The sequence below is a fragment of the Porphyromonas catoniae ATCC 51270 genome, from assembly GCF_000565015.1.
GTDB classification, from domain to species: Bacteria; Bacteroidota; Bacteroidia; order Bacteroidales; family Porphyromonadaceae; genus Porphyromonas; species Porphyromonas catoniae.
The window spans coordinates 116,415-142,886 of record NZ_JDFF01000024.1 but is presented as its reverse complement, the minus strand read 5'-3'; the positions used below and the strand labels follow the sequence as shown (position 1 = coordinate 142,886).

Sequence of the window (26,472 nt, the reverse complement as noted above, 5' to 3'; positions counted from 1 at the left end):
CAGCACGCAATGATACGTGCTGTGGCTTGTTGCCTTAGATATACCGAATTAGTAGATTAGATCTAGGTAGAGCTCTCCATCTCGCTCTTCAAAATGAAGCTTACCCTCCTTAGCTAACCAACCGATAGCTGCATAGAGCTCCTTATCGGTACGTAGTTTTGTTGCTTTCTTTAGTGCTTTTGGGTCCATCTTCCCTAGCTTATCTAGAGCGTTCCAAACGAGACCTGCATTTGTTCCTATCGTCTTAACCATAGCAGTCTTTGAATTAATTAGTGTTGGATGTATCGTCTTTTGACTTCGGGGCGCATCCCTGATGTCACTGCTAAGTTACACAAATTAAGCTTATAACTGTTCGTGGTTAAACTCAAAACCCTACTTATTCATTCGCTTAATCAGGCTATAGGCTTCATATAGCCCCAGCTCGCCAGCCTTACTCAGGTCTCGTGTCCCTTCGTTCACTTTACCGAGAGCAAAGAATAATAGACCTCTATTATAGTAAGCTTCGGCAAAGGATGGGCTTAACTCGATAGCTTTTGTGTAGTCAAGTAGCGCCTTATCCTCCTCTCCCGAGCGCACATACAGATTTGCACGGTTGTAGTAAGCGTAGGCAAACTGCGGGTCAAGGGCAATAGCTTGGTTTAGGTCAATCAGTGGTGGTTGTTCCGATAGACGTGTTGGGCGTACCAGTGGTGCAGTAGATGGTTGCGTTGTGACAGCCTTCCCTCCCGTTGCAGCAGAGCGAATAATCATCGTCTCTTGAGCTGAATGCTCCTCGGGTAGCCTTCCTTGCTCCGCTTCACTGCGACGCATAGTGGCCGAGGCACGGGCAAAGTATGCCAAAGGATGCTGTGGGGCTAGCTTGATTGCTCGGGTGAAGTCGAGGATTGCTTGATCAAGATCCTGCAGGAGTGCATAGTTAATCCCTCGGCGTAAATACAGAGTAGCGGTCTCTTGATCAGTCTTCGACAGATGCACGATGTCCTGTTCCAGAGCTTTTATTTGTTCGTGAGAGAGCGCAATAGTTCGCTCTTGCAGGAGAATACGAGGAGCTCGCTTATCGGACTGCCTCTGGAGGGCATTGTAACGATCTAGCAGGGGTGAGAAAAATACCCGACTTTGGTTACCATTCTTATCTACCTCGGTGAAATAAGTTAGTGATAAGTCTGCCTTAGGTACAGCCTGTGTGTCACGATCCTGCACTCGCCCTCGCACTTGACTAGTGTATTTGGGCTTCTCGGCATCAGCCTTTGGTGCCGTCTCGACAAGCATGTTGTATTTCTCTATTGCTTCATCCTCCTTGCTTCGGGTAGCTTTACTCTTTGCCTTCTCCTTAGAAGCCTTCGCCGCTGCAGAGCGGTATTGCTTGTTATTCTGTAAGTCGAAGACATGGATTTGGTCACGCCCAGCACCTTTTATATCTCCAATCATGCGACGAGCTTCGGCACGGGCAAGGAAGCCTTCACTGAAAATCGGATACTGATCAAGTACCAGATTGAGGTCTTGTAAAGCTGCACGAGGATTACCTAGGCGTATATGGAGCAGGGCACGATTATATCGAGCGATGTAATTTTTAGGCTCACGGGAAATGACTTCATCCCAGTCCTTGACCGCTCTGCTGTATTCTCCGACTTGCGAACGAAGTAGTGCACGGTTATTGCGTGCTGGGATGTTCGTTGGCTCTAAGGTAATGGCCTCCGTATAATCCTCCATTGCACCTTGGAAGTCATTCTGGTGATAGCGCAGGATAGCTCTATTGACGAAGAGACTTGCGTTACCACCCTCGAGCTGGATTACTTTGTCGATGGCCTTTGTAGCTGTAGGATAATCCTTCCTGTCAGCTGCTATCTGTGCTTGTAGCAGGTAGGCAGGGGAATATGTACTGTCTCGTCGAAGAAGCTCTGCAATCTGTTGCTGTGCTTGTATGGTATCCTTCCGCTCCAACGCAGCTTGCGCAATGAGACGATAAGCATCTTTATTGCGGGGAGAAAAACGAAGTAGCGTCCTAGCTGTACTATCTGCCTCCTCGTACCGCTTAGCTTCAAGAAAGGCGATGGCAAGGTTATAACGCAACCCCACATCTGATGGAGCCAAGCTAAGTCCATGCTGGAAGTCGCTGATCGACGGCTCATAGGCCTTCTGACTGAAGCGTGCTATTCCTCGCACTAGGTAAGCTCTGCTAAGGAAGGGGTTGCGCTCCAGAGCCAATGTAGCATCTTCTTCGGCTCCTCGGTAATCATCAAGGTTGATCTTCGCCACAGAGCGATAGAAGTATGGCTCTGCCATCCATGGACGTAGACCAATGACTTGGTTGAAATACCCCATTGAGACTATGTAGTCATTGAAGTAAATCGCGTTACGACCAATAGATAAAACCTGCTGTACATCTATCTGGGCGGAGGCTACCGAAGAGCCAAGTAAGAGGGATAAAATCAAAAATTTCAGCTTCCTCATGGTCTATTCTTCCTAGCGTATGGATGAGTAGTTCGTTACCACATAGGCAAAACGATCCGTGGCGGTAAGCTAGTGTATGTGGACGTTACTTTTTCTTCTGTGGGGCAGTCACTGTACGGTAATGCGCTGATACTTTACCTTTAAGCATGTTCGAGAGCTTTCCCTTGATGAGTTGTTTCCGAATAGCGGCGATTTGGTCAATGAAAAGGATTCCCTCTATGTGGTCGTACTCGTGCTGAATAACTCGTGCAGCGAAGCCCGAATAAGTCTCACGATGAGGCTGGAAGTTGGCGTCCACGTACTCGATGGTAATAGTTGTGGGTCGCGTAACCCGCTCATTGATACCAGGGATACTGAGACAACCCTCATTCTCAGAGCATGTCTCCTCGCTACGCTCAACGATCCGAGCGTTGATGAAGGTCTGCTTGAGGCCTGCACACTCTGGGAAGCTCTCCTTCATTGGGTCTGCATCGATGACGAAGAGGCGAATGGCACGTCCTATTTGAGGTGCAGCCAGCCCAATGCCATCAGAGAAATACATTGTCTCCCACATGTTCTCGATGAGCTCGGATAAGCCTTCGTACTCGGGAGTAATATCCACTCCCACTTCACGCAGGACGGGATGACCATAGATATAAATTGGTAGTTTCATACACTTGTGCTTAGGGTCTCTGGTGAGGTAGGTTTATTTCGCCCAAACCCTCACGTGAGGCCAGGTAACTCTGTAAGATAATTACGGCACTGACTTCGTCCACAAGTCCCTTATCTGTCTCGCGGCGTCTCTTGCCAATACCTGCTTCACGAATTGCTCGTTGAGCCAGTGTGGAGGTAAACCGCTCGTCCTGATAGTCGATGGGAAGGCTAGGTAGTGCCTGATGTAGCTTTTGCACGAATGGACGGATTAACTTCATCGAGGCGGACTCTTGGTTATTCATCTGCCTCGGATAGCCTACGATGATACGCTCTACCTCTTCCCTTTTCACGTAGTCCAGCACAAAGCTGAGGAGCTGATGTGTGGGGATGGTACCCAAACCTCCAGGTACAATCTGAAGAGGGTCAGTGACGGCTAGACCGCACCGCTTCTGTCCGTAATCTATTGCTAATAATCTGCCCATAAGACAAGGGCAAAGATACGGAAATTGCCCTACCCGACTCTAGAAACACTTTGCCTCAGCCCTCTATCCTCAATGTCAAGTCACTCCAAATTAACTACTCCATCTCCACCCTTATACTCCATGCCTAATCAAAGGTATCTGACGAGTTCAGAAAAAGTACCTAATCAATCCAGAAAAAGTACCTAATAATTTTTTAAATTTACCTAATAATTTTCCCGATTGATTAGGTACTTTTTCTGGATTGATTAGGTACTTTCATTTGGTCGGTAAGTTTCTTCTCACACGACAGCCATTTACCATCTATGAAACAGCTAGTTACGCAGACCAAATTGCTCTGTGTATTTTGGGAAATTTGTTCGTCCTTTTCAGGGAAAGTTTTGTAACTTTGCCTCTGAACCTAATACACACCTCACCGCCTGCCCACCCTCCGACTCCGATGAGGTCAGTTTATGGAGGGTTAAACTTTAAGTATTATGGCCAATAAGCCTCTACAGTTTGTAATCGTTAAACGCAAACTAAACGTAGGAAAACATGCAGGGAAGACCGTGCAGATTGCTAGACCCACGGGCCGGCATCGGGTTGATTTCCGCAACTTCTGCGACAGAGTCGCCAAGTCCACCACCTTCAACCGTCAGGAAGTAGAAGCAGTCCTGAACTACGCTACAGAAATCGCCAAGGACATCGTATCCAACGGCGACATCGTAGAGTTTGGTGATCTCGGCACACTAATGCCTTCTTTCAAGAGCAAAGCAGTGGAGGAAGGGACGAAATTCAATGCAAATATCCACATCGAGAAACCTGTTGTGCTTCTGGCTCCATCGAAGAAGTACTTCACACTAACTGATGTGAGCTACGAGCAGACAGTCAGCAAGCAGAAGAAAGACGGGAAGAAGCCCGACAAACCTAAGGAAAAAAACGAGTCCCCTGGAGGTGGCGGCGTCGGGATCTAGCTTAACTTCCCCCGGCTCGTCCCTTTATCCCACGGCATGAGCCAAGCATAACGAAGCCCCGAGTACAACTGCATGTACTCGGGGCTTCAGTTCCTGTAAGAAGGAAGAACCTTATGAGAAGGTACGAAGAGAATAAATCTTGCGCCTGATGGCAAGGCCATTCAACAGCGTAGTGACGCAAAGAAGTGCTGCCGCTGCAAGGTATGTGTAGCGCATCGTACCCCCGATCTCATCGGAGAGTAACCGTTCGGCTAGACGAAGATAATAGCCCCGCACCTCAATGACAGCCACAAGCGACACGATGATAACAAGGGCGTTGAGCAAAAACGTCAATGCGAGGTAGGGACGTACAAGTTCCTGCCGTGTGTAGCCAAGTAAGAGGAGGCTCTCCAGTTGCTTAGTATTCTTCTGAAGAAGCAGGTAAATCGAAAGCATCAGAAGATAAACAGAGAGGACAGAGATCAGCAGTCCAACAGAGAGAACAATACCAGCAACGAGCCGTAGCAGGTACATCGATTCGCCAGAAGCCAAACGTTCGCCTTCACTTTCATAGCCATTTGCTTTCAGGTAGACGGGGATTTCAGCATCAGAGACTGAGGTAACCTCCATAATAAGCCGTGTAGGACGCACCATTTCATTAGGTGCAAGGCGGGCATTCATTGACGAGAGGAACGAATGAGGGACAAGTAGCGTATTCAGCCTATTGGAGAAACCAACTATTCGTCCCCTTAGCTGGAGCGTCTCATGCTGACCAATCGCCTCAATAGTAAGAGGGATCTTGCTCATAGTAGCCTCGGAGAGCAGCGGTAAACCTTGACTTTGGGCAAAAGCAGAGTTATAGAGCCCGAGATAGTTGCGTGGGATAATGATGGGCACAGAGGTATCTCCGTTGCGATATTGCCATTCATCACTCGACACATCAATGAAATCATCTGGCACGGACTCGAAGAACATATAGGTGTACACGCCACTCCCTACCCCAAGACCAGCCGAAACCTGAAACTTCGACGGCGTAAACCGACCCACTTTTTTGACAAAGCTCTGCTCCTCTAGTTCCTTGATCTCTTGGTCAGAGAAGGTATTGTCCCCCGAACCAAAGAGAGCTAGCCCACCAACTCGCTTAGAGAGGATGATATAGTCTCCCTTCATGAACTTGTCTTTAGCCTCTAGCGATGAACGAGCATCCTGATAAAACTGTATCCCGAGCAGGATAATTGCCACGCCCACGAAGTTTGCCAGCGAGAAACCAAGTAGTTGAAGCGGACTGATATGCCTGCGTAGCAGGCGAAGTAAAAGCCTATTCATGGTACGTTGTGGCTAAAGGTGAAGGACATTCGCATAGCTAAGCAGGAGATGCTTACCTACTGAGGTCGTGATGATACCAGCACCTTGCTGCTCAGCCTCCGCCTTATAGAGCGAGGCAAGTAAGGATGCATTCTCCTCATCAAGATGACTGATGGGCTCGTCCAGAAGCAAGAAATCAAAGGGCTGACAGAGCGAGCGGATGGCTGCTACACGTTGCTGCTGGCCGAGGGAGAGGATACGAGCTGGGGTGTTTTGTCTATCCTCGATACCAAGTAACTCGAAGTAGTGGCGAAGTTCCTTCTCTTCCTTATACTTCGTCAGGTCATTCTTTAGCTTTACATTTTCCCAAGCTGTCAGTTCGTCGAAGAGGCGCATCTCCTGGAAGAGGAAGCTCAGGGATGATTTACGTATCGTACTCCACGCCCCAGCACTTAGTTTACGGATGTCCTGCCCATCGAAGCATATGTTCCCCAGATAGTCTCCACGCCATCCGTAGAGGAAACTGCAGAGAGATGACTTACCAGCACCCGACGTTGCTTCAATGAGGTAATAGTTTCCTCGGCAAAACGTCACTTCCGTACGCCATACTTCCGAAGGTTGAATAGGCTCATCACGGAAGACGAGGGGTAGGGTCTGATGCAATGTGATTTCTTGCATAGTCGATATTTAGGCGACCTTCATGCTGCGTCTAACGAGACGGGCATAGGTGAAAGAAGTAATAAGGAAGTACCCCAGAGCCTGTGCCCACAGCATGAGGTATTGAGGGAGGACATCTCTGAGGCTCGCCCCCATACTGCTTATGGAGACGAAGGCTTGTACCCCAGGAGTAGAGGGGACGAGTAAGCCCAGCGCCCTTAGCGGTGCAGGGATAGCAGAGAGAGGCCAAGATAAGCCCGTGAGGAAGAGGAAGGGTATGGAGGTAAAGACCCAGATGATCATCGCCTTCTCTCGGTGCTTCACTATAAGACTCCAGAAGAAGGAGAAGAAGACACAAGCCAAGAGGAGTGGCAATAGAAGTAGGGCAAATGTCCCTGCGTCCGTGAGCTGGGGCAAACCAAAGATCCTCGGTGCGATGACCAGCGTGAAGAGCGAACTCACCGCATAGATCAGTAGATAGCACAGAGCACGCCCTACCAGTAGGCGCATCGTACTCGTATAGTGTCCACCCCTACCGATACGTAGCCCACGGCTGAGACCTCCCCGCTCACGCTCCGTCCCCATCACCATAGAGATCCCGATAAGGAGTGTCTGTTGGATGATCAGTATGAGTACGCCAGGTAGGAGGAAGCCTTGGAAGCCACCCTGAGGATTGAAGGGGGTAATCCATTCGCTCTCAATGGGTCGTACCTGTATGCGGGTAGCTTCGTGAGAGGCTCCATGGCTACGACTAGCCTCTAGCTCACGTCCCATCGTCAGTGCCACCTCGGTAGCGGTAAGAGCGAAGGCCTTGTAGTAGAGAGCCGAGGCAAAGGTTGTGTGGAGATTGACCTCGGCCTGTCGCCCTAAATGAGCCTTTTGGCTAAAGTCCTCGGGGAAGATAAGTATCCCGTAGGCCTTCTCCTCGTTTATGAGTTGGTAAGCCTCGGCTTCGCTTGCCACCTGCGCTATGACTGCTACATCAGGCGACGCATCGACCCTACGGACAAACTCCCTGCTTAGAGCCGAATGGCTGTAGTCTAGTACCACGAGAGGAGCTTCGCGGGCTACCTCGTTGCCATACAGGGCTGCATAGAGGAAGGGATAGATGAAGGGTACAACAAAGAAGAAGAGGATCGAGGCACTATCGGCAAAGACCCTACGTAGCTCCCTCCCACATATCGCCACTATATCCTGTAGATGCCCCTTGATAAATCCAATGATACTCATATCCCGATTAAGCGATGTAGTCTATGCTGGTGAGGTAACGCTTCAGTCGGGGAAGCGTCACAAGCGGAAGCAGGGGGAAGGCCAGTAGGCCTATATAATAGGGTACGCTCTCCGCTAGTGGAGCCCCGATAAGGGCTTGGTTGATCCCGATCTGATAGTAGTAGCGTAGGGGGAAGATAAATGCTAGGGCTTGTACAGGGGCGATCATAGAGGAGACGGGTACGCTCATCCCCGAGATCGAGAAGGAGAGCATCCCAAGGAGACTCCCTAGGCTTAGCCCCATCCTAAGGATAGGTATCAGGGCAATGAAGAAGATCCCTAAAGCCTGAGAGGCCAGCACAAGCAGGAGCATCGCCAGTGCCATCGCACCCCAACCTGACTGTAGGGGGAAGCCCATCCAGCCATACAGAATGCCTTGTATCCCCAGCCCGACAGCGAGGAACATCAGGGTGTGGACACAGAGCTTCCCGAGTAGAGCGAGCGTTATAGAGCCCTCGGAGAGACGAAGCCACTCCTTAGCCGTTTTACGCTTGATCTCTACCCCGATGGCATAGGACGTCATGAGGAAGATCATGAGCTGGAGCACGCCTGGTAGTATCGTGGTCGTCAGATAGGCTGCGTAGTTCAGCTGGGGATTACTCATCACCTCTGACCGTACGACAATGGGCTGAATGCTCCCCATGATCTCCTCCTGGGTCTTGCCACGTGCCTGTCCTGTCAGCAGACCAACCTTAGCAGAAGCTAGCTCGGAGAGCATCTTCATATCTCGGAAGACAAAGCTCCCTGCCATCAGATAGCTACTATTGGTATAGTAGTGGAGCTTGGGTTGGCGAGCTGATCCAGCTTCTGCTTGTAGCCCTCGGGGGATGTGGTAGATCCCGTAGACCTTTCCTTGGCGCATCGCTCTGAGGGCTTCGTTCATGCTGGAGCACTTCAGTACTACCTCTGAGGACTGGAAGATGTCGAGATTTCGTACGAGGGCACGAGAGGGAGCCGACTGATCTTCATCCACTACGGCTACGGGCATATTGGTAGGCAGTCCGCTGCCCATCAGGTACAGCAGGAGCAGCGTCACCAGCAGGGGAGCCCCGATGATGCCGAAGAGATAGATCGGGCGGGTGAGGAGGTAGTCCAGTTCCCTCCGTGCTACACGTAGGATTGCGTACATGGGCAAAGTGATCTACTAGAGCTGCCCCTTGTCTAGGACAATTGTCATGCCTGCTAGGAGTCCCTCTACGGGGCTGGTGGGGCGGGTTGTGACCTCAAAGGTACGAAGATCATGCTCTCCACGTGGCTTCGTGGCTTTCCAGGTGGCATAGCTCCCCATATCCTTCATCTTCGTGACCACCACTTCTATGGCCTTACCTCCGAGAGCGGGGATCGTGCCACGCAGCTTGCTCCCCTTCTTGATCGAGGCTAGCTTGTCTTCTCTTACGGAGAAGAGCACGCGCACTACCGAGGTGTCCGAGATCGTCATGATCGGGGCTCCCGTACCGACGAGCTCCCCTCTGTGGGGATAGATTTCCGAGACCTCCCCATCGATGGGGGAGAGGAGGGCTCCCTCCTTGAGGTAAGCATCTACCTCAGAGACGGCTCCAGAGGCACGGGCGACGAGGGCAGCTGCGGCTAGCTTGTCCTCTCGCTGTGCACCGTTCACCGCTAGGTCATATTGGCTACGAGCGGCACGCTCTGTAGCCTGCATAGCCCGTAGCTGCGCTGAGGCTTCGTCGTACTTCTGTGCGGGGAGGACGCCCTCCTTGTGTAGGCGTTCCACTCGGGCGAAACTCTTCTCGGCTACCTCAAGGCCAGCCTTGGCCTTCTGCCAAAGCTCATAGGCTCCCTCCTTCTGCTCCTTTCTAGCTCCCACGATGGCCTTTTGGTTCTGAGCCATAGCAGCTGCCTTCGCAGCCTCTGCCTGCTCTAGCTTGGCGAGTACCTCAGGGGAATATATGCGCACGAGGGTATCTCCACGGCGTACTCTCTGTCCCTCTTCGACGAGAAACTCTGATATGCGTCCCGGTACCTTGCCCGAAATCCGTACTTCGTCCACCTCGGCCTGACCTGTGATGATGTCTTCACCCTTACCGAAGAAGATGAAGCCCGATGCCGCTAATAGTACCATAGCTAGGACGACTAGTCCTACGCCGAGGATAATGCTCTTCTTAGCTCCTGTTTCCTTCGTCTCTTTGTTCTGCTTGTTGTCCATTCTTACCTACTGGTTTATAGTGCAAGTATCTTCTTGAGCTTACTCTCGGTGAGTAGCACCCGTATCTGTGCGTCGATGAGGCTGTCCTGTGCACTCATCCAGGCTGTCTGAGCCATCGTATAGTTGAGTAGCGGTATCACACCTTCGTCATAGCCAGCCTTGGCGTAGCGCATGTTCTCCTCTGCCATCTTGACGGCACTTAGGGCTGTGGTGTAGGCTCTACGGGCATCGTCTGCTGTGCGTAGTGCCTGCTTGATCTGGAGGTTGATCTTGCTACGAGCCTCGGCGAGCTCTAGCTGCTTGACTCGGTGCTCTGCCTTAGCCTGTCGGCGCTTGAAGGTACCAGAGAACAGGTCTGAGATGGGTACCTCCAGCATGAGGCCGAGGTAATACTGCCCCCCGAACTCCTTCTTTTGTCCTTGGAAGCTATTGGGGTTCGTCGTCGAATAGCTCGCCACTCCGTAGAGCTTGGGGAAGAGGGAGGCTGACTCCATGTTTACCCGCTTGCTGTAGATACTATCTACTAGGCGAAGGCTACGGATTTCGGAGCGGCGCTCGATAGCGGCCTCGGTATCTTCGTCTCGGGCAATAGGCGCAGTCTGTGTGGAGAGGAGAAGCTCCTGCAGGTGCCCCTCCTCCGCCAGAGTGAAGGGCTCATCTTCGCTAAGGCCACAGAGGTCAGCTAGGAGCATGCGGGAGAGCTCTAGGCCATTGACCACTTGGCTACGCTTGACTTCGGCTTCGCTGAGCTTAGTGCGTACCGAGAGGCCATCGGCTTTAGTCGCTACGCCTGCATCGATGGAGGCATCCACGTCCTTGACGGTCTGCTCTAGTAGGCGTACCAATTGATCCAGTAGTCGCTCTTTACTGCGAAGGGAGATGACTTGCCAATAGGTCTCATCGAGCTTGGTCTCGACCTCTGTCTCGGCCGTCTGACGTAGCTCTCCCTGGAGTCGCTCTGCTAAGCTCGCCATCTTGTACCCGGAGATGATCTTTCCCCCGAGGAAGAGAGGCTGGATAGCTGTTACGTTCCCCACCCACAGGTTGCGCAGGTCTACTGTGCCGAGGTGGCGTAGTCGCTCGGGGATAAGGAAATTCAGATGTCCAAGGGGCTTGTCCCAGTCGATGAGGTGTAGCTCCTTCTGCATGTGCAGGTATACCCCTCGGGCAGCTACCTGAGGGAAGAAGTTGGTCATTACCTGCTGTTTCTTAGCATGAGCGGCCTTGATCTCCTCGTCTTTCTGCTGGAGGGTACGGCTGTGCTCCTTGGCGAGGCTTCGGCAGGAGTCTAGGGTCAAGATCCTCTGTGCCCTGGCTTGCCCAGCGAAGGAAAGGGTAACCACGATACCCAGCATAGCCCATCTCGAGGGAGAGGCTAATCGAATCTGCATACTATGTCTTACGTTTCTTTGTCTAAAGTGATGGTGCTCCGATCTATCAGAGCAAAAGTATATCGGGGAGTGAGGACAGTGCTATTCAGTTATCGCTTGATGCGGTAGCGGATCTTCCCCAGTGCCGTCTGGATATTCTTCTTAGGGTGTACCATTACTTTTGCAGGCTGGAGGGTCTCCACCGTCACCTCCTCTGGGGTATCCATGAGCCGTCCTTGGGTGAAGGGCATAAGGGTACCCATCTCCCCAAGATCTACGCCTATCCCCTCCTGGAAGCAGTCGCAAACAATCTCTCCGAAGGCAACCAAAGCCGCCCGAACATCTGCAGCAGAGAGTGAACAGCTCTCGCTAATGCGTTGCTCCACGTCCTTTATGCTCAGCTTCTGTCGCTTCATCGGATAGGCATAGTAGAGGGTCTTGCCTGCTCGACGGCCTTGCTTGGTTACCTTGCTCTTAATTTCAAATGTCATCATAGGGCTATTGCTTTCTTGATAAGGGACACACCACCAGCGGAGCCTTTACCTGCTCCGCTAGTGAAGTATCGTTTAGTTTCTACCGTAAACTCCACAATCACCTATGATAGGCGATGAATGCCACCTATGATAGGTGAAGGTCATCACCTATCATAGGTGATTTCAATTGCAAAAGTAGAAAATATACACAAGAAGAGGAAACAAGCCCCCCAAATAAGTGGGGATACTTAAAATATATGATTGAAAAAAACTACCTTTGGGAGCATATAAATCATTCATCTAATCATATAAAGCAATGCGACATTACTATCGACTATCTCCTCTTGTTTGGGTCTCCACAGGCATCGCCTATGTGACCCTAGTAGGGATATTGATTTACTTCATCTACGAAGGTCTGGGTATCGAAATGTATCTCTTCATACTCGCAATCATTCTCCTGACCAGCATCACCGTCCTTTGGAAGCCTGTCTACTACGAATGGCGTCCGGATGGACTATGCCTTCGTCTGCTAGCTTTCGAGAAATTCTACTCTTACGAAGACTACGAAATCGAGGAAGACGGTACGATGAAAGGGCGTATCACCCTACGCCTCTTTGGCTCAGGTGGCTTCTTTGGTTACCTTGGGTACTTCTGGGTAAGAAAGCGTGGGGTTAGCCTATGTTATCTTGCGCACGAATCCAAGCCTATTCTTCGCATCCACAAAAAGGGAAGGAAGCGTAGCATCTTCATCAACGGGGAGTTTGAGACAGGACTAAACTAACACCCCTTAAAGAGGCTACTACTATTGGCTAAATAGTGCTGAGGTCCCGAGTCTCACTGGACGATTAAAGACAGTCAGAGGGCAAAACCAGCAGAGCTAGCATAAGAAAAAGCGACGAGCAACTGGGATTACCTAGCTGCTCGTCGCCGTATTTTGTCCGTAGACCCATCAGGGGCTCTATACCCTAGATGCCGTAAGAAGCCTGTCCCTAGTTATCTAATACACCTAAGCCCTCTAGCTAAAGAAACTCCCAATCATTGATTCTGGAAGTAGAGCAATGATGCTCTTGCCCGAGGGAGTAAAGTAGGCGTCCGAACTAGAGGTTAGCTCAGAGAGGAGATCAGACACCTCTTCGCTTGTCCTTGGTAGAGGCATCTGCAATACCTCTGCTTCAGCTGCGGCTTCAGCTAAGAAGCTACGCACATACTCTTCCCCCGAACGATGTGTGTCTAAGCTATCGGCGACAATGAGCCGAACAAAGTTAATCGCCTCTCGTGCAAGGAGTGAGGGTGCCTCGGCAACTGAGAAATGACCATCCCCAAGATCTCCAAAATCGAAGCCGAGCTTAGAGAGCTCTGCCATCACCTCAATGGCCGTGGGGAGCTCGGAGGGGGTAAACTCCAGTACCTCGGGGAAGAGGGGTTGCTCTGAGCTATATGCATGTGAAGTAATGCCCGTTAGATATCCATCATAGATAATACGTAGCTGTGCCCGACGTATATCCACTAGGGCAAGCGATTCACCGAGGGTAGTCACCACATATCTCCCCTGAAACAGGAGAGAGCTTGCAGTGAAGAGCGGGGGCGACTGCAGAGGCTTCCCCGTAGAGAGACGTACCCCTTGCAAAGCCTTCTCCTCAGGGGCAGGTAAATCAAAGAGTTGCTCTTCCTCCCTTGGGCTAAAGCTCATCGTGTCGAAATGCTCCCCGAGGTCGTCCCAATTAGGCTGTGGCTCTTTGGGGCGGAAACTACGCCCCGAGAGTGTACGCCGAATACCCGATACACCAGAGGGTGAGAGCGAAGGTACCCCTTGCGCAAGATTAGCCTCTCCACCCTCTAGGCGGTACTGCTCATCTAGGTCTAGTACCACGTCCCTTCGACCTTGGTAAGCTGGGATCTCTATACTGGCTTCCTGGTCGAAATCAATCGTAGGGGCAAGGGCATGAGAGCTGAATGCCTCCCGAAGAAGGCTGACAATAACCTGAAATATCGTCTCTCCATCTAGGAAGCGTACGTCCGTCTTCTGTGGGTGGATATTAACGTCAATATTCTCCGCAGGTATCGTGAAGTATAAGAAGTAATGTGGTTGGGTGCCGACGGGGATAAACTTCTCATAGGCTAGCATCACCGCCTTATGGAAATAGGGGTGACGTATGAAGCGGTTATTAACGAAAAAGTACTGCTGTGCACCGCTCTTCAATGCAGTCGTAGGCGTGCCAATGAAGCCTCGGATAGAGCAGAAGCTACTCTCATAGTTTACAGGAATCAGAGCCTTGGAGAGCTTGCTTCCTCCGATACCGATAATTCGCTCCTTGAGCGAACTAGCAGGAAGAGACTTGTCATACTTCCCCGTACCACGTAGAGCAAAGCTCACCTCTGGGTTAGCCAGAGCTACCTTAGCAAACTCCTTCCAAATATCCCCAAGCTCTGTGGACTCCTTACGGGCCTCGATATGCTTACGCCTACCAGGTGTGTTATAGAAGATATTCATTGCACGCAGGGTCGTACCTACGGGGCAGGCAACAGGGACGCTTGACTTTACCCTCGCCCCCTCTATCCTCAGCTCTGTGCCCACCTCTAGCTCTGCGATGCGGGTACGGAGCTCTACTTGACACACCGAAGCAATCGCGGCAAGTGCTTCACCACGAAACCCCATAGTGGAGAGGCGGTCTAAGTCCTCTATCTCCCGAAGCTTCGAGGTAGCATGTCGCTCAAATGCCATACGAGCATCAGTGGGGGACATCCCCTTCCCATTGTCCGTTACCTGCACAGCCTCCCTACCAGCACCGAGGATCTCGACCTGTACCTCTGAGGCTCCTGCATCGATGGAATTCTCTAAAAGCTCCTTGACAATGTAGGCTGGTGCGGGGACAACTTCTCCTGCAGCTATCTGGTTGGCAATGGACTCAGGTAGAAGGCGAATGACGTCACTCATCGGATAAAGAAGTACCAGAAAGCAAAGCCAAGAGCCAAGAGAGCCAGCATCAAGCGTACACTCTTACGGTCACGATCTTGGGCTGTAATCCCTCGGCGACGCTGTCTCTGTAAATGCTCGGTGGAGTGAATGAAGGTTCCACGCAGGCTTGAGGTCGGGTTGTACCCTACGTCTTGAGGCATCTCCTCCCGACGCATCGCTTCTGCTGCCTCATCAGCTTCCTCAGGAGATAGCTCCCCCGAGGCAATCATCTCCTCTCGAACGCGTGCTATACGCTTCTCTAGTTCTTCCTTTCTAGGATCCCAATAGATGAGCTTGTGCTCGAACTGTCTTGGTCTTCTTTGTTTGAAAAAGCTTTGTATACCCATGACGTATTGATAAGCGGTGGTGGTGAAGTGGGGCCCTCCTCCTTCTTTGGTTGGAGGACATATTGATAGCGCGCTCGGTATTCCGTTTCTGTTAGAGGTTTACGAGCCTTTTGAATAGAGTCTGCACGAAGTGAATCCTGCTCAGCAGCACGATCAAAAGGTGCATAGGCTGTAAGGGCAGCCTGTGCACCACTAAACTTGCGCAGGTCTGATAGAGGTGGCGGTAGAGTCTTTGCCTGGCTTAGGGAGTCCATGCCATAAATCACCGCCTCTTTATTCATAGGGCGTCGGTCGGAAGCCCACACAAATTCCTTGAGACGATTGAGTTCAGCAGACGAGGCCATGCTTAGGGGATAGAGCTTACCTGAGACAGGGCCTTTCCAGCTACTCTTCTTCACGATACCTGAGTCCAGCGTGACGTACATTGTGGAACTGGTCATGCGGTTCATCCCCGTGTAGTCGTTGGATTTCTCCTCCTTCATGTAGAGAATGGTCTCGACATTGCCATCGACATTGATTTGACGTAGTGTGCTATCTGCGACATAGGCACGTAGCTTATCACCTCGCATTTGATTGTAGTAGTCTACGCTATCAATATGCTCCACAGCTAGCGTGTTTCCCAGCACATCGACATAGTCGAGCTTTCCATAGCGGAAGTAGAAGAATGTAGTATCACCCGACAGTTGTCGTGCCTCACTCCACATATAGGGATGTCCGTAGAGGGAGAGGGTGGAGTCGGAGGAAATATAGCTCATAGAGTCTGCTATGGCTTGGGCATCTCGTCGGAAAATCCTGACGTGATGGTAACCACGGAGATAACGCTGGAGTGTATCGGGTTTCTTCCCCGAGGTGGTATCAGAGAGCAGGCTGTCCAGCTTAATTCGATCCCGTATAGGCACACTGATGAGCTCTAGCGTATCAGCCGAGACATAAAGGGTATCCTTCTGTGAATAATCCTCAGCATATGCCCGAGATGTAGCGAATGCGTAGTTCCTCTTATCATCGAAAAATCCATAGTCGCCAAAGAGGATTGCCCCCTGAGCTGTATCCTCAAGCTCCATGCGACCAAAGGCTTCCCCAAACTTTGCCCCTCCGTCATAGTAGATGGAGTCACCCGTAAGAGTCTTGCTCCCAGAGAAGACAGAAGACCGATCAAGTAGGATGCCTATGTCTTTACCCACATCGTAAACTCCTCGTTGGGAGATGATCTGCCCCGAGTCTGATTCAATAAGGGTCTCTCCCTCGTAGCTACCGATCTGGGTATGTGTGTTGTAGAAGAGGTGCTCGGTAGTAAGGGTCGTTTTCTCCCCGACGAGCTTTACATTGTAGCGAAACTCAGCATCATTGGTGGCAGGGAGGAACTGTCCATAGTCTGAGGTCAGCGTATTCTTGGCGTCAGATACGGAGCCTCCCTCGAAGTAATAGGCTATGTCTGCTATGCGATCGTAGTCAAGGCTATCAGTATAGAGGTCTGTCGTCTTATTCGCTAAGTGGACGTTATGCCTGAGGCGCGCCAGCTTCGTGACACCATCGTAAAACAGGTAGCGAGAATACATATTCACCGTATCAGCCTGTACCATATGCACCTCACCGAAGGCCTCAAAGGTCTGAGCCTCTTCATTCAGATAAGCACTGTCACAAGTCATCGTAGCATTGCCATGCTTCAGAATGATATTTCCCTTTAGCTTCTGCACTCCTGGCATGAGGGAAGCATCATAACTAAGTAGATCGGCATGCTCGATATAAATCTTGGCTGGAGCCTTCCCCTGAACTCGGCTTGTGCCACTGCGTTGAGGGAGGCTATCCTGGGAGATGCCTCTCATTAACGATGGAGATGATGGCCGGAAAGAAGCACTAGAGGTCAGATAGCTAATGCCAATGACGACAATAGCTAAAAATGCTATAATCAGCTGCAGTGAGCGTGTAGGCTCGGTATGATGCTCTGTGATTTGACCCATCAAGTTTCTATTCTTCCAAAATGAGGCTCCCGCCTACTCTATTCTAAGGGCTATTTCTCTACCCTGTGGGAGGTACCCTCGTCACCTCGTGAGGGTTTCCCTCGCAACCTCATCAGAGGTATCCCCATAACCTCAGAAGGGTTTTCCTCATAACCTATTTAGGCTACTCCTTATAATCCACAAAGAAGTATTCTGACAAGTAATGGTTAAACACCCATTTCGCTAGCCGAAACCATCTTTGAGAAGAAATTTGACCTCTTACCTGCTACTAATCTGAAGCCTCTTTCATCGCCTATACCTCGGCTTCTAGGAAAAGGGAAAAAGCATGTCCCGAGAACCTATCTAGAGAAAAGCAGCAAGGAACAGGAGTTGGAAAGGGGAAAATAAGGGAGAAGAGTAAGGGTCTATCCCCTACTCTTCTTCGTGTACCCAGCCTGGATACTGAAAGGCACAATTGCGATAGCTATCGTTTATGTGGATATGGGTTTCCTTTTGCTTCTTGCGTATCCACTCATCAATGATCTTACTCCGCTTCTTCGATAGAGCCAGCTCCTTAATCGTACGGAAGTCAGTATTCATGTTCGCCATGTGTTCGTTATGCACATCCTTCAGACGAATAATGGCAACTTGCTCAAGACCCTTCGCTGTACGCATTGTGAAAGGCTTAGAGACTTCCCCCACCTTCAGCTCATAGGCAACCTTCGCCACATCCTGAGGAAGGTCTTCGTAGCGGAAGTTTGATGAACCAGAGAAATCACTCTCGTTAGAGGTGTTGATCATCAGCCCTCCATTGTTGAAGGTATCCTTATCCTCTGAGTAGAGCTCTGCAGCCTGCTCGAAAGTAAGTCGATCCTCACTAATCAGCTTAGCTATGGAGTCGATACGATGAGTCGCTGACGCTATCGCTGCCTCATCCACGACAGGACGAACAAGGATATGGCGGAAGTTGACTAAGTCACCCCGCTTCTCAATGAGCTGAGCAATGTGGTAGCCCTCATCAGTTTTGATAATGGGAGAGACTCGTGCCTTATCCGAGAGATTAAACACCGCTGCGGCAAAGGTCGGGTCAAGCGATACCTTCCCCACGAACCCGTATTCCCCGCCCTGAAGAGCCGTACGCTTGTCCTCAGAGTAAAGGCGAGCAATAGTGGAGAATTCGCGCTTCCCCTCATTGATGTCATCAGCGTAACCTCGGAGGATCCCCTTGACGCGGTCTATCTCGGTCAGAGGTATCTGAGGCTGAAGGGCAATGATTTGGACCTCGATGGTTTTGGGAATGAAGGGAAGACTATCCTGTGGTATTCCCTTGTAAAAGGAACTAATCTCAGAGGGAGAGACTTGTACCCCTTGGGCTATCTTTTGCTGCATGGCACGTACAATCTCCTCATTACGCATCTGTGCAGCCTGCTCCTCCCGTATCTGAGATAGCTTTTTATTGAAGTATTCCTCAAGCTTTTCCTTGGAGCCAAGCTGAGAGATGGCATTCTGAATCCACATCTCCACCATGCGATTGACTTGGGTCTCATTGGCTTCAACGCTATCAATCTTAGCTTGGTTCAAGAAAAGCTTCTGTATGGCTATCCTCTCTGGGATGACGCAGTCTAAGTCCCCCTCGATATTATGCCCTTCGCTACGTAGAACTAGCTTCTGGTACTCTATATCCGAAAGGAGTATAGGTTCGTCACCTACCATCCAAACCACCTCGTCGGCTACATTTTTCTTCTGTGGCTCATCCTTCTTAGGCTGAGTGGCGAGTACACTACCTGCGGAGAATAGGCTAAGTAGGATCAGGGCTGTCTTATATCTCATCTCTTGTATTGTCTTGTTGGGTCAAAGAGTAGGTTAGTTAGCTAGCTCAGAGAGGAACTTAATACGCACAAGTCGAACTTCCTCCTCAGAGAAATCACTGCCTAGGTTAGAGAGTGCCTCATTGATGTCGTCCGTCGTAGATGTCTTGAAATATTCGTAGATTTCCTCTATGCGGTCTTCGTCGACGATTTCCATAATGAAGTAGTCGATGTTGATGCGTGTACCAGAATAGACAATCGCCTCAACCTCACCGATGAGTACATCGAAGTCTAGGCCCAAAGCAATAGCTATATCATCTAGTGCTACCTTACGGTCTATCTGCTGAATGATACTAACCTTTAGCTTGGACTTATTAGGTAGTGTGCGCACTCGCATGTCAGCAGGACGCTCAATATCGTTCTCCTTGACATGGCGACGAATAACTTCAAGGAACTTCTGTCCGTAGCGGGCAGCTTTACCTGCACCTACACCTGGGATATTCTGGAGCTCCTCCATAGTGACAGGGTAGAAGGTCGCCATAGCCTCCAGAGATGTATCCTGGAAGATGACGTAAGGGGGGACACCATTCTGCTGTCCCATCTTCTTACGCAAGTCCTTCATAATAGCATACAGTGTAGGGTCGGTCGACTCTCCACTTCCACTACCCTGCCCTGCCGATGACACCTCATCAGGATCATCCTCACTCTCGGTAATCTTGAAGCTGACTGGCTTTTTCATATACTTCTTCCCCGCAGAGGTGATTTTTAGAAGACCATAGTTCTCCACATCCTTCTCTAAATAGCCAGCGATAAGGGCTTGCCGAATAATCGTCGTCCAAGTCGTCTCATCGATATCTTGGCCCACCCCAAAGCAATCCAATTCCTCGTGATGAAAAGACATCACATCAGAATTCGTCTCTCCCTTGAGGATGGTAATGATATAGTCAGCGTTAAATTTCTCCTTGAGTGTGCTGACAACCTCAAGTAAGTTTACAAGCAATTCTTTAGCTTCCACTTTATTCTTAGGTACTAAACAATTATCGCAACTCCCACAATTCTCTTTCTCGTAGTGCTCACCGAAGTAATTCAAAAGGAATGACCTTCGGCACAGAGTAGTCTCGGCATAATCAGCAGTCTCACGTAGCAGTACACGTGCTATCTCCTGATCTGCCACAGAGCGTCCTTTGGTAAAACGCTCTAGCTTCTCCAGTTCATTTGGGTCGTAGTAGGCAATACACACGCCCTCACCTCCGTCTCTACCTGCACGCCCTGTCTCCTGATAATATCCCTCAAGGCTCTTGGGCATATCGTAGTGAATGACATAGCGCACATCAGGCTTGTCTATGCCCATCCCGAAGGCGATGGTAGCAACAATGACATCAACACGCTCTTCAATGAACGCGTCTTGATTCTCCATACGCTCCTTAGCCTCCAACCCTGCGTGATAGGGCAACGCCTTAATACCATTAGCTTGCAGTACTTGGGCTAGAGTCTCTACCCTTGTACGACGCATGCAGTAGACGATACCGCTCTTCTTAGGGTTAGCAAGGATATAACGCACTATATCCCTATCTACGTCTGCCGTCTTGGGACGTATCTGATAAAGAAGGTTGGGACGGTTGAACGAACTCTGGAATACAACAGCATCCTCGATACCTAGGTTCTTCATGATGTCATGTTGCACCTTAGGTGTAGCGGTAGCTGTGAGAGCCATGATTGGACGGGGAGCAATCTCTGACACAAGACTGCGAATCTTGCGGTACTCTGGGCGAAAGTCATGTCCCCACTCCGAGATGCAGTGTGCCTCATCTACGGCGTAGAAAGAAATCGGCACCTCCCGCAGGAGGTCAATGTTCTCCTGCTTGTGTAGTGACTCTGGGGCTACATAGAGTAGCTTCGTTCTACCCGAGCGTACATCCTGCTTGACCTCTTCGAGTTTAGCTCGCGAGAGTGATGAGTTCAGGAAGTGCGCCACCGTATCTTCTTCACAGAAGCCACGTACAGCATCGACCTGGTTCTTCATCAAAGCAATCAGAGGTGAGATGATCACAGCCGTCCCGTCCATCAGTAGTGCGGGGAGCTGATAGCATAGGCTCTTGCCTCCACCTGTAGGCATAAGGACAAAGGTATCCCGACCCTGGAGCGTCTGCTCTATGATCTCACGCTGGTTGCCCTTAAATTGGTCAAAACCAAAGTATTCCTTCAGTGCCTGAGGTAGGTCTATTCCCATCATGCTATCCGTACCACGATTATAAGAACTCCAAGGGAGCAATTATCGGTAAGTTATGCGAATTAGGTTTATGAGTAATACAATATTATATGAACACATCCGCCATCACGAGGCACGGGCGGTGAGTTGGTTCTCTACGTAGGGGCGATCGATGGTGAATGTCTTGACCTTCTGGGAGGGAAGGGTGTACATCGCCTCCATCATCACCTGTTCCATAATGGAGCGCAGTCCACGAGCCCCAAGCTTCTGCTCCATGGTTTTGTCCACGATTGCATCTAGGGCATCATCGGTGTACTTCAGTTGGATGCCATCCATCTCAAACATCTTCGTGTACTGGCGTACCAGGGCATTCTTTGGCTCGGTGAGGATCATCCTCAACGTATCACGTTGTAGAGGGTTGAGATGGGTAATAATGGGCAGACGTCCTATAATCTCTGGGATAAGCCCAAAGCTTTTAAGGTCACGAGCATCAACGTACTTCATCAGTTCTTCCTCCATTAGGTGAGCATGCTTGGCTCCTGGGCTATTGTAGCCCACCACTCGGGTGTTCAGTCGGTGAGCAATCTTACGCTCTATACCATCGAAGGCACCGGCACAAATGAAGAGTATCTGCTGGGTATTGACCTGAATCATCTTTTGGTCAGGATGCTTGCGCCCACCCTGAGGGGGTACATTCACTACCGACCCTTCCAGGAGCTTAAGCAGCCCCTGCTGTACTCCCTCTCCGCTGACATCTCTTGTGATGGAGGGGTTGTCCCCCTTACGAGCAATCTTATCGATCTCATCAATGAAAACAATCCCCCGCTCAGCAGCAGCTACATCGTAGTCTGCGACCTGAAGCAGTCGGGTAAGTAGGCTCTCAATATCCTCCCCAACATAGCCTGCCTGAGTCAGGACTGTAGCATCCACGATAGTGAATGGCACCTTCAGCAGGCGAGCTATGGTCTTTGCAAGAAGGGTCTTACCCGTACCTGTGGGGCCAAGCAGGAGGATATTGCTCTTCTCGATCTCCACATCATCACTAGCGTCTTGCTTCTGCTGAAGACGTTTGTAGTGATTGTAAACCGCTACCGAAAGGTAACGCTTAGCCTCTTCCTGTCCTACGACGTAACCATCAAGGTATTCCTTTATCTCTTGAGGCTTGGGGAGGTCTTTCAGTTCCTCTTGAGGGGTGCGAGATTCGAGTGAAGACGCACTGCCTCCAGTGATCTCCTCCAACAGGTGATACCCTCTGTAGAGACACTCCGTGCAAATCTGGGCATCTAGCCCCTGTAGGAGGCCACCGACCTGACTCTCGGGTTGCCCACAGAAGGCACAGTGTGATTCGTGCTTCTTAGCCATTCTTCTTTGCCTCGTCACGTACTAGTACACGGTCTACCATCCCATAGGCTTCCGCCTCAGAGGCAGTCATCCAGTAGTCTCGGTCACTATCTCGCTCGATGGTCTCGAAGCTCTGTCCAGAGTGGTTGGAGAGGATGGTATAGAGCTCCTTCTTCACCTTAATAATTTCTCGTGCAGCAATCTCCATATCACTAGCCTGACCTTGCATACCACCCAAGGGCTGATGAATCATGACACGCGAATGTGGAAGGGCATAGCGTTTGCCTTTTGTCCCTGCTACAAGTAGAATTGAGGCCATAGAAGCTGCCACGCCGGTACAGATAGTAGAGATGTCGCAACTGATGTACTGCATGGTGTCATAGATGCCATAGCCAGCATAGACAGAGCCCCCAGGGGAGTTGATGTAGATAGATATATCCTTGCCTGGCTCACTGCTATCAAGGAAGAGTAGCTGAGCCTGTATTACATTGGCCGTGTAGTCGTTGATTTGTGTCCCAAGGAAGATGATGCGATCCATCATCAGACGAGAAAACACATCCATCTGAGCCACGTTCATAGGACGCTCCTCGATGATTGTAGGTGAGATATAGCTACTCTGCACCTGCATGTAGTCATCAAGGGCAAGGGAATTCATTCCAAGGTGCCCTATGGCAAACTTCTTAAATTCGTTCATTCTATTTTGGGGTAGTACAAAGAGCCTATTCATATATCAGCTCTATAAAACAAAGGTAGAAATAATTCTGAATAATAGGGCTTACGCACAGTAGAGGTGAAATACACCCTTACCTTAGCCCTAGGAGTCGAAGAAATATTCCTTCGCCAGCACATGCTCATATTATCTAGGTCTATACCATCATAACAGACTAATAATGAACAACTCACACACTCCATTGGCACCTCACCCCCTTAGCGAAAAAAGAACCTACTCGTAGGTCTTCCTTGACACCCACCCATGGGTTATCTCTGGTACCCACTCGTGGGTTACATTTCATACCTACCCGTGGGTATCAAAGGCAACCCACGAGTGGGTACTTTTTTGTGTTCATATAGGTTGGTTCACAGGGGGCGTCTACAGTTTCATGCTATTAGACATTGCAAAAAGGGAAAGAAACCAACCTGCCAAGCTCCCCCAGGTGAAGGTCTGTTAACTCGATAGATGTACCACGCGCGAGGAGGGAAGAGAAAGTAGGTAAGCAATTAGTAATCAGCATGTGCAGATTGAAAGATTTATACTATATTTGCACAGCAAAAAAATGATATTCATCTAATTATAATATTTCATCAACTATGACGAAAGCAGAAGTGGTGAGCGACATCGCCAAGAGCACGGGGGTAGACAAAGAGACTACCTTAGCTGTGGTAGAAGCATTCATGGAGTCCGTCCGTGAGTCGCTAGTTCGTGGTGAAAATGTCTACCTACGTGGCTTCGGTAGCTTCATCATCAAGGAGCGAGCAGAGAAGACTGCCCGTAATATCTCTAAGAAGACTACTATCATCATCCCCAAGCGTCGTATCCCTGCCTTCAAGCCCTCTAAGCTCTTCGCTTCAAGAGTAAAGTAGAACAAGGAATATCCTAACAATAACATATTAACGAATCAAGAAGCTATGCCAAGCGGAAAGAAAAGAAAGCGCCATAAGATGGCTACGCACAAGCGTAAGAAGAGACTCAAGAAGAATCGACATAAGAAGAAGAAATAGAGCCTAACATGAGGGGTCGGGGGTGAGCGATGAGCTAACTCTTACCCCTTGTGTGCTTTATAGGCACTGCGTCTTTATTCCACCTATTCATCCATACATCAGATACGCTAAGTGACCAGTGAACTAATCGTCGATGTCTCCCCTCGGGAGATATCCATGGCTCTACTCGAGGACCAACGTCTCGTAGAGCTACAGAGAGAGCGCAGGGACTTAGCCTTTGCCGTCGGAGATATCTACCTCGGACGAGTGAAGAAGGTCATGCCTGGGCTCAATGCAGCGTTCGTGGATGTAGGCTACAAAAAAGATGCTTTTCTTCACTACCTTGATCTAGGGATGATCTATCAGGCTCAGCAACGCTTCCTCGAACTAATCGAGAAGACCAAAGCAGTGCCAGCCCTACATAAAATCCCTAACTTCCCTGACCTCCCCAAGGACGGAAAGATAGCCGACTACATTAAGGCTGGGCAAAACGTCTTAGTACAAGTCGTCAAAGAGCCCATTTCTACCAAAGGACCTCGACTATCAGCCGAAATATCCATTGCAGGACGTAACCTCGTGCTCGTCCCATTCTCGGATAAGGTCTCCGTCAGCACAAAGATCGAATCACACGAAGAGCGTACTAGACTGAAGCAACTCGTGCTCAGTATGAAGCCGAAGAACTTCAGTGTCATCATCCGAACCTCCGCTGAGGGAAAGCGGGCGTCGGAGCTTGACCAAGAGCTAAGCCGACTCATTCGCCGCTGGGAAGAGAGTGTACAGAAACTCCCTAAGATCACCAAGACTCCTAAGATCGTCTATGAAGAGTCTAGCCGAGCCCTAGGTGTGCTCCGCGATACCTTCAACCCTTCCTTCCAGAGCATACACGTCAGTGACAAAGCCTATTATGAGGAAATACGAGAGTATGTAGCTCAAATAGCTCCTGGCAGGGAAGACATCGTACACCTCTACACAGGTAACCTACCCATCTTCGATGAGAAGGGTGTTACCAAGCAAATCAAGTCTGCCTTTGGGCGCACCGTCACCTGTAAGAGTGGTGCTTACCTAATCATAGAGCAGACCGAGGCCATGTATGTGGTAGATGTCAACAGTGGGAATAGGTCACGCAAGAGCAACGAGCAGGAAGGGACGGCTATCGACGTCAATCTCATCGCAGCCGAAGAGCTAGCTCGACAGCTACGCCTTCGAGATATGGGCGGCATCATCGCTGTGGACTTCATCGATATGCACGACCCAAAGAACCGGCAGCTCCTCTACGAGCATATGGTTAAGCTGATGGAGAGTGACAGAACGAGGCACAATATATTACCGCTTAGCAAGTTCGGCGTCATGCAGATTACTCGCCAGCGGATACGTCCTGCCACGCAAATCAATACAGAGGAGACCTGCCCAACCTGTCTAGGCACAGGGAAGATGAAGTCCTCTGTCCTCTTCACCGATCAACTGGAAGAAAAGCTAAAAGACCTAGTCCAGCGACTAGATCTCTCCTACATAAATGTACATGTACATCCTTATGTAGCAGCCTACCTCACCAAAGGATTCCTCATCTCCATCGCTCGCCGTTGGAAGCTGCAGATTGCTCGAGGTATCCGTATCACTCCGAATCAAAGCCTCGGCTTCCTCGAATATAAGTTCCTCGATAAAGAGGGCAACGAGATCGAGTCTTTGGACGAATAAATGAAGAGAAGCTCCCATAGAGTACCCTTATCAGATAGCCCCCAAAAGTATATCTGGGTGCAATCCTCTGGTCGCTCTATGGGCGCTTCTCTTAGTAAACGGGCAAGTTAACAAGCGTATAGATGAACGCTTACCCCTCCAAGCTCGTCGAGCGTGCCGTAGAGCAGCTCTCCACGCTACCTGGTATCGGGAGGAAGACTGCGCTACGCTTGGCTCTCCATCTGCTCTCTCGCCCCAAACTAGACACCCATACCTTTGCCCATGCTCTCACCGAGATGAGAGATGGGATTATCTACTGCCGTCAGTGCCACAATATCAGTGACACGGAGCTATGCAGCATCTGCGCTAGTCCTAGCCGAGACACCTCTACCATCTGTGTCGTACAGCATGTAGGAGATGTGCTGGCCATCGAGAATACAGGGCAGTATCGTGGAGTCTATCATGTCCTCGGGGGAGTCATCTCTCCTATTGATGGTATAGGACCAGAGGAGCTACTTATTGACGAACTCATTGAACGAGTTCGCTCGGGGACAGTGAAGGAGGTTATCCTTGCTCTTGGTACCACCATGGAGGGGGATACGACAAACTTCTTCCTCTATCGTAGACTACAAGACTTCAGCATCAAGGTCTCTGTCATTGCTCGGGGGATAGCTATCGGTGATGAGATAGAATACACTGATGAAGTAACCCTCGGCAGATCGATACTCACTCGCACTGACTTCGACCAATCTATCCGATTTTAGCC

23 protein-coding genes are annotated in these 26,472 nt (G+C 50.2%); 5 read left to right on the top strand and 18 right to left on the bottom strand.

The features are described from left to right. Nucleotides 1-48 precede the first annotated feature (48 nt). The 4 genes from HMPREF0636_RS06940 to ruvX all read right to left on the bottom strand — a co-directional run bounded on the left by HMPREF0636_RS06940 (nt 49) and on the right by ruvX (nt 3,566). A complete protein-coding gene (locus HMPREF0636_RS06940; protein ID WP_044169392.1) occupies nt 49-252 on the bottom strand; it encodes a winged helix-turn-helix domain-containing protein in 204 nt (67 codons plus the stop codon). A 120-nt stretch (nt 253-372) separates the two neighbouring features. After that, nucleotides 373-2,433: a tetratricopeptide repeat protein gene (locus HMPREF0636_RS06935; RefSeq protein ID WP_248616896.1), complete on the bottom strand. Its 2,061-nt coding sequence runs from the start codon at nt 2,431-2,433 to the stop codon at nt 373-375. Nucleotides 2,434-2,536: 103 nt separating this feature from the next. Continuing rightward, nucleotides 2,537-3,103 (bottom strand): peptide deformylase, encoded by a 567-nt coding sequence (def, locus tag HMPREF0636_RS06930; RefSeq protein WP_044169389.1) that lies wholly within the window; start codon nt 3,101-3,103, stop codon nt 2,537-2,539. Between the two features lie 10 nt (nt 3,104-3,113). After that, complete coding sequence (gene ruvX / locus HMPREF0636_RS06925) at nt 3,114-3,566, bottom strand: Holliday junction resolvase RuvX (RefSeq protein ID WP_005468766.1); 453 nt, start codon at nt 3,564-3,566, stop codon at nt 3,114-3,116. A 473-nt stretch (nt 3,567-4,039) separates the two neighbouring features. Between ruvX and HMPREF0636_RS06920 the strand changes: the two genes are divergently transcribed. Continuing rightward, nucleotides 4,040-4,516 (top strand): HU family DNA-binding protein, encoded by a 477-nt coding sequence (locus HMPREF0636_RS06920; protein ID WP_005468768.1) that lies wholly within the window; start codon nt 4,040-4,042, stop codon nt 4,514-4,516. 111 nt (nt 4,517-4,627) lie between these two features. Here the strand turns inward: HMPREF0636_RS06920 and HMPREF0636_RS06915 are convergent, their stop codons facing one another. From HMPREF0636_RS06915 to HMPREF0636_RS06885, 7 genes are all read right to left on the bottom strand, one after another. After that, a complete protein-coding gene (locus HMPREF0636_RS06915) occupies nt 4,628-5,821 on the bottom strand; it encodes a transporter (RefSeq protein WP_044169387.1) in 1,194 nt (397 codons plus the stop codon). Nucleotides 5,822-5,833: 12 nt separating this feature from the next. Beyond that, nucleotides 5,834-6,478 (bottom strand): ATP-binding cassette domain-containing protein, encoded by a 645-nt coding sequence (locus HMPREF0636_RS06910; protein WP_044169386.1) that lies wholly within the window; start codon nt 6,476-6,478, stop codon nt 5,834-5,836. 9 nt (nt 6,479-6,487) lie between these two features. Continuing rightward, entirely contained in the window at nt 6,488-7,687 is a 1,200-nt protein-coding gene (locus HMPREF0636_RS06905; protein ID WP_044169384.1) for an ABC transporter permease, read from the bottom strand. A gap of 7 nt (nt 7,688-7,694) precedes the next feature. Further along, nucleotides 7,695-8,855: an ABC transporter permease gene (locus HMPREF0636_RS06900; protein ID WP_044169382.1), complete on the bottom strand. Its 1,161-nt coding sequence runs from the start codon at nt 8,853-8,855 to the stop codon at nt 7,695-7,697. 15 nt (nt 8,856-8,870) lie between these two features. After that, on the bottom strand, nt 8,871-9,893 hold the full coding sequence (locus HMPREF0636_RS06895; RefSeq protein WP_044169376.1) for an HlyD family secretion protein: 1,023 nt from the start codon (nt 9,891-9,893) through the stop codon (nt 8,871-8,873). A 14-nt stretch (nt 9,894-9,907) separates the two neighbouring features. Next, a complete protein-coding gene (locus tag HMPREF0636_RS06890) occupies nt 9,908-11,284 on the bottom strand; it encodes a TolC family protein (RefSeq protein WP_248616895.1) in 1,377 nt (458 codons plus the stop codon). An 89-nt stretch (nt 11,285-11,373) separates the two neighbouring features. Beyond that, entirely contained in the window at nt 11,374-11,757 is a 384-nt protein-coding gene (locus HMPREF0636_RS06885) for an HU family DNA-binding protein (protein ID WP_005468775.1), read from the bottom strand. A gap of 295 nt (nt 11,758-12,052) precedes the next feature. Between HMPREF0636_RS06885 and HMPREF0636_RS06880 the strand changes: the two genes are divergently transcribed. Beyond that, entirely contained in the window at nt 12,053-12,517 is a 465-nt protein-coding gene (locus tag HMPREF0636_RS06880) for a hypothetical protein (protein ID WP_044169370.1), read from the top strand. Between the two features lie 234 nt (nt 12,518-12,751). On the opposite strand, the gene mutL is transcribed toward HMPREF0636_RS06880, so the two are convergent. The 7 genes from mutL to clpP all read right to left on the bottom strand — a co-directional run bounded on the left by mutL (nt 12,752) and on the right by clpP (nt 23,028). Then, complete coding sequence (gene mutL / locus HMPREF0636_RS06875; RefSeq protein WP_044169369.1) at nt 12,752-14,671, bottom strand: DNA mismatch repair endonuclease MutL; 1,920 nt, start codon at nt 14,669-14,671, stop codon at nt 12,752-12,754. Then, nucleotides 14,668-14,922 (bottom strand): hypothetical protein, encoded by a 255-nt coding sequence (locus HMPREF0636_RS06870; RefSeq protein ID WP_005468780.1) that lies wholly within the window; start codon nt 14,920-14,922, stop codon nt 14,668-14,670. The genes mutL and HMPREF0636_RS06870 overlap by 4 nt, the downstream gene beginning before the upstream one ends. Before the next feature lie 29 nt (nt 14,923-14,951). Further along, the gene (locus tag HMPREF0636_RS06865; protein ID WP_248616894.1) at nt 14,952-16,997 is read right to left on the bottom strand and encodes an OstA-like protein; all 2,046 of its coding nucleotides are present in this window, start codon (nt 16,995-16,997) and stop codon (nt 14,952-14,954) included. 411 nt (nt 16,998-17,408) lie between these two features. Beyond that, nucleotides 17,409-18,806: a peptidylprolyl isomerase gene (locus tag HMPREF0636_RS06860; protein ID WP_044169367.1), complete on the bottom strand. Its 1,398-nt coding sequence runs from the start codon at nt 18,804-18,806 to the stop codon at nt 17,409-17,411. Between the two features lie 33 nt (nt 18,807-18,839). Continuing rightward, on the bottom strand, nt 18,840-21,014 hold the full coding sequence (recQ, locus tag HMPREF0636_RS06855; protein WP_407636356.1) for a DNA helicase RecQ: 2,175 nt from the start codon (nt 21,012-21,014) through the stop codon (nt 18,840-18,842). Between the two features lie 105 nt (nt 21,015-21,119). Continuing rightward, nucleotides 21,120-22,355 carry an ATP-dependent Clp protease ATP-binding subunit ClpX gene (gene clpX / locus HMPREF0636_RS06850; RefSeq protein WP_044169366.1) on the bottom strand — a complete coding sequence of 412 codons (1,236 nt, stop codon included), beginning with the start codon at nt 22,353-22,355 and terminating at the stop codon, nt 21,120-21,122. Further along, the gene (gene clpP / locus HMPREF0636_RS06845; protein WP_044169543.1) at nt 22,348-23,028 is read right to left on the bottom strand and encodes an ATP-dependent Clp endopeptidase proteolytic subunit ClpP; all 681 of its coding nucleotides are present in this window, start codon (nt 23,026-23,028) and stop codon (nt 22,348-22,350) included. The genes clpX and clpP overlap by 8 nt, the downstream gene beginning before the upstream one ends. 614 nt (nt 23,029-23,642) lie before the next feature. On the opposite strand from clpP, the gene HMPREF0636_RS06840 reads away from it, so the two are divergent. The 3 genes from HMPREF0636_RS06840 (at nt 23,643) to recR (ending at nt 26,470) form a co-directional block, all read left to right on the top strand. Then, nucleotides 23,643-23,915 carry an HU family DNA-binding protein gene (locus HMPREF0636_RS06840; protein WP_005468793.1) on the top strand — a complete coding sequence of 91 codons (273 nt, stop codon included), beginning with the start codon at nt 23,643-23,645 and terminating at the stop codon, nt 23,913-23,915. A gap of 249 nt (nt 23,916-24,164) precedes the next feature. Next, nucleotides 24,165-25,727, top strand: a complete 1,563-nt coding sequence (locus HMPREF0636_RS06835) for an Rne/Rng family ribonuclease (RefSeq protein WP_044169364.1) — start codon at nt 24,165-24,167, stop codon at nt 25,725-25,727. 122 nt (nt 25,728-25,849) lie between these two features. Continuing rightward, a complete protein-coding gene (gene recR, locus HMPREF0636_RS06830; protein WP_044169361.1) occupies nt 25,850-26,470 on the top strand; it encodes a recombination mediator RecR in 621 nt (206 codons plus the stop codon). The last annotated feature ends 2 nt before the right edge of the window (nt 26,471-26,472 follow it).

Excerpts from the sequence above, each read along its gene's own strand:
- HMPREF0636_RS06940 (WP_044169392.1), bottom strand. The coding sequence starts at position 252 with ATGGTTAAGACGATAGGAACAAATGCAGGTCTCGTTTGGAACGCTCTA.
- def (WP_044169389.1), bottom strand. The coding sequence starts at position 3,103 with ATGAAACTACCAATTTATATCTATGGTCATCCCGTCCTGCGTGAAGTG.
- ruvX (WP_005468766.1), bottom strand. The coding sequence starts at position 3,566 with ATGGGCAGATTATTAGCAATAGATTACGGACAGAAGCGGTGCGGTCTA.
- HMPREF0636_RS06920 (WP_005468768.1), top strand. The coding sequence starts at position 4,040 with ATGGCCAATAAGCCTCTACAGTTTGTAATCGTTAAACGCAAACTAAAC.
- HMPREF0636_RS06915 (WP_044169387.1), bottom strand. The coding sequence starts at position 5,821 with ATGAATAGGCTTTTACTTCGCCTGCTACGCAGGCATATCAGTCCGCTT.
- HMPREF0636_RS06910 (WP_044169386.1), bottom strand. The coding sequence starts at position 6,478 with ATGCAAGAAATCACATTGCATCAGACCCTACCCCTCGTCTTCCGTGAT.
- HMPREF0636_RS06905 (WP_044169384.1), bottom strand. The coding sequence starts at position 7,687 with ATGAGTATCATTGGATTTATCAAGGGGCATCTACAGGATATAGTGGCG.
- HMPREF0636_RS06900 (WP_044169382.1), bottom strand. The coding sequence starts at position 8,855 with ATGTACGCAATCCTACGTGTAGCACGGAGGGAACTGGACTACCTCCTC.
- HMPREF0636_RS06895 (WP_044169376.1), bottom strand. The coding sequence starts at position 9,893 with ATGGACAACAAGCAGAACAAAGAGACGAAGGAAACAGGAGCTAAGAAG.
- HMPREF0636_RS06890 (WP_248616895.1), bottom strand. The coding sequence starts at position 11,284 with ATGCAGATTCGATTAGCCTCTCCCTCGAGATGGGCTATGCTGGGTATC.
- HMPREF0636_RS06885 (WP_005468775.1), bottom strand. The coding sequence starts at position 11,757 with ATGATGACATTTGAAATTAAGAGCAAGGTAACCAAGCAAGGCCGTCGA.
- HMPREF0636_RS06880 (WP_044169370.1), top strand. The coding sequence starts at position 12,053 with ATGCGACATTACTATCGACTATCTCCTCTTGTTTGGGTCTCCACAGGC.
- mutL (WP_044169369.1), bottom strand. The coding sequence starts at position 14,671 with ATGAGTGACGTCATTCGCCTTCTACCTGAGTCCATTGCCAACCAGATA.
- HMPREF0636_RS06870 (WP_005468780.1), bottom strand. The coding sequence starts at position 14,922 with ATGATTGCCTCGGGGGAGCTATCTCCTGAGGAAGCTGATGAGGCAGCA.
- HMPREF0636_RS06865 (WP_248616894.1), bottom strand. The coding sequence starts at position 16,997 with ATGGGTCAAATCACAGAGCATCATACCGAGCCTACACGCTCACTGCAG.
- HMPREF0636_RS06860 (WP_044169367.1), bottom strand. The coding sequence starts at position 18,806 with ATGAGATATAAGACAGCCCTGATCCTACTTAGCCTATTCTCCGCAGGT.
- recQ (WP_407636356.1), bottom strand. The coding sequence starts at position 21,014 with ATGGGAATAGACCTACCTCAGGCACTGAAGGAATACTTTGGTTTTGAC.
- clpX (WP_044169366.1), bottom strand. The coding sequence starts at position 22,355 with ATGGCTAAGAAGCACGAATCACACTGTGCCTTCTGTGGGCAACCCGAG.
- clpP (WP_044169543.1), bottom strand. The coding sequence starts at position 23,028 with ATGAACGAATTTAAGAAGTTTGCCATAGGGCACCTTGGAATGAATTCC.
- HMPREF0636_RS06840 (WP_005468793.1), top strand. The coding sequence starts at position 23,643 with ATGACGAAAGCAGAAGTGGTGAGCGACATCGCCAAGAGCACGGGGGTA.
- recR (WP_044169361.1), top strand. The coding sequence starts at position 25,850 with ATGAACGCTTACCCCTCCAAGCTCGTCGAGCGTGCCGTAGAGCAGCTC.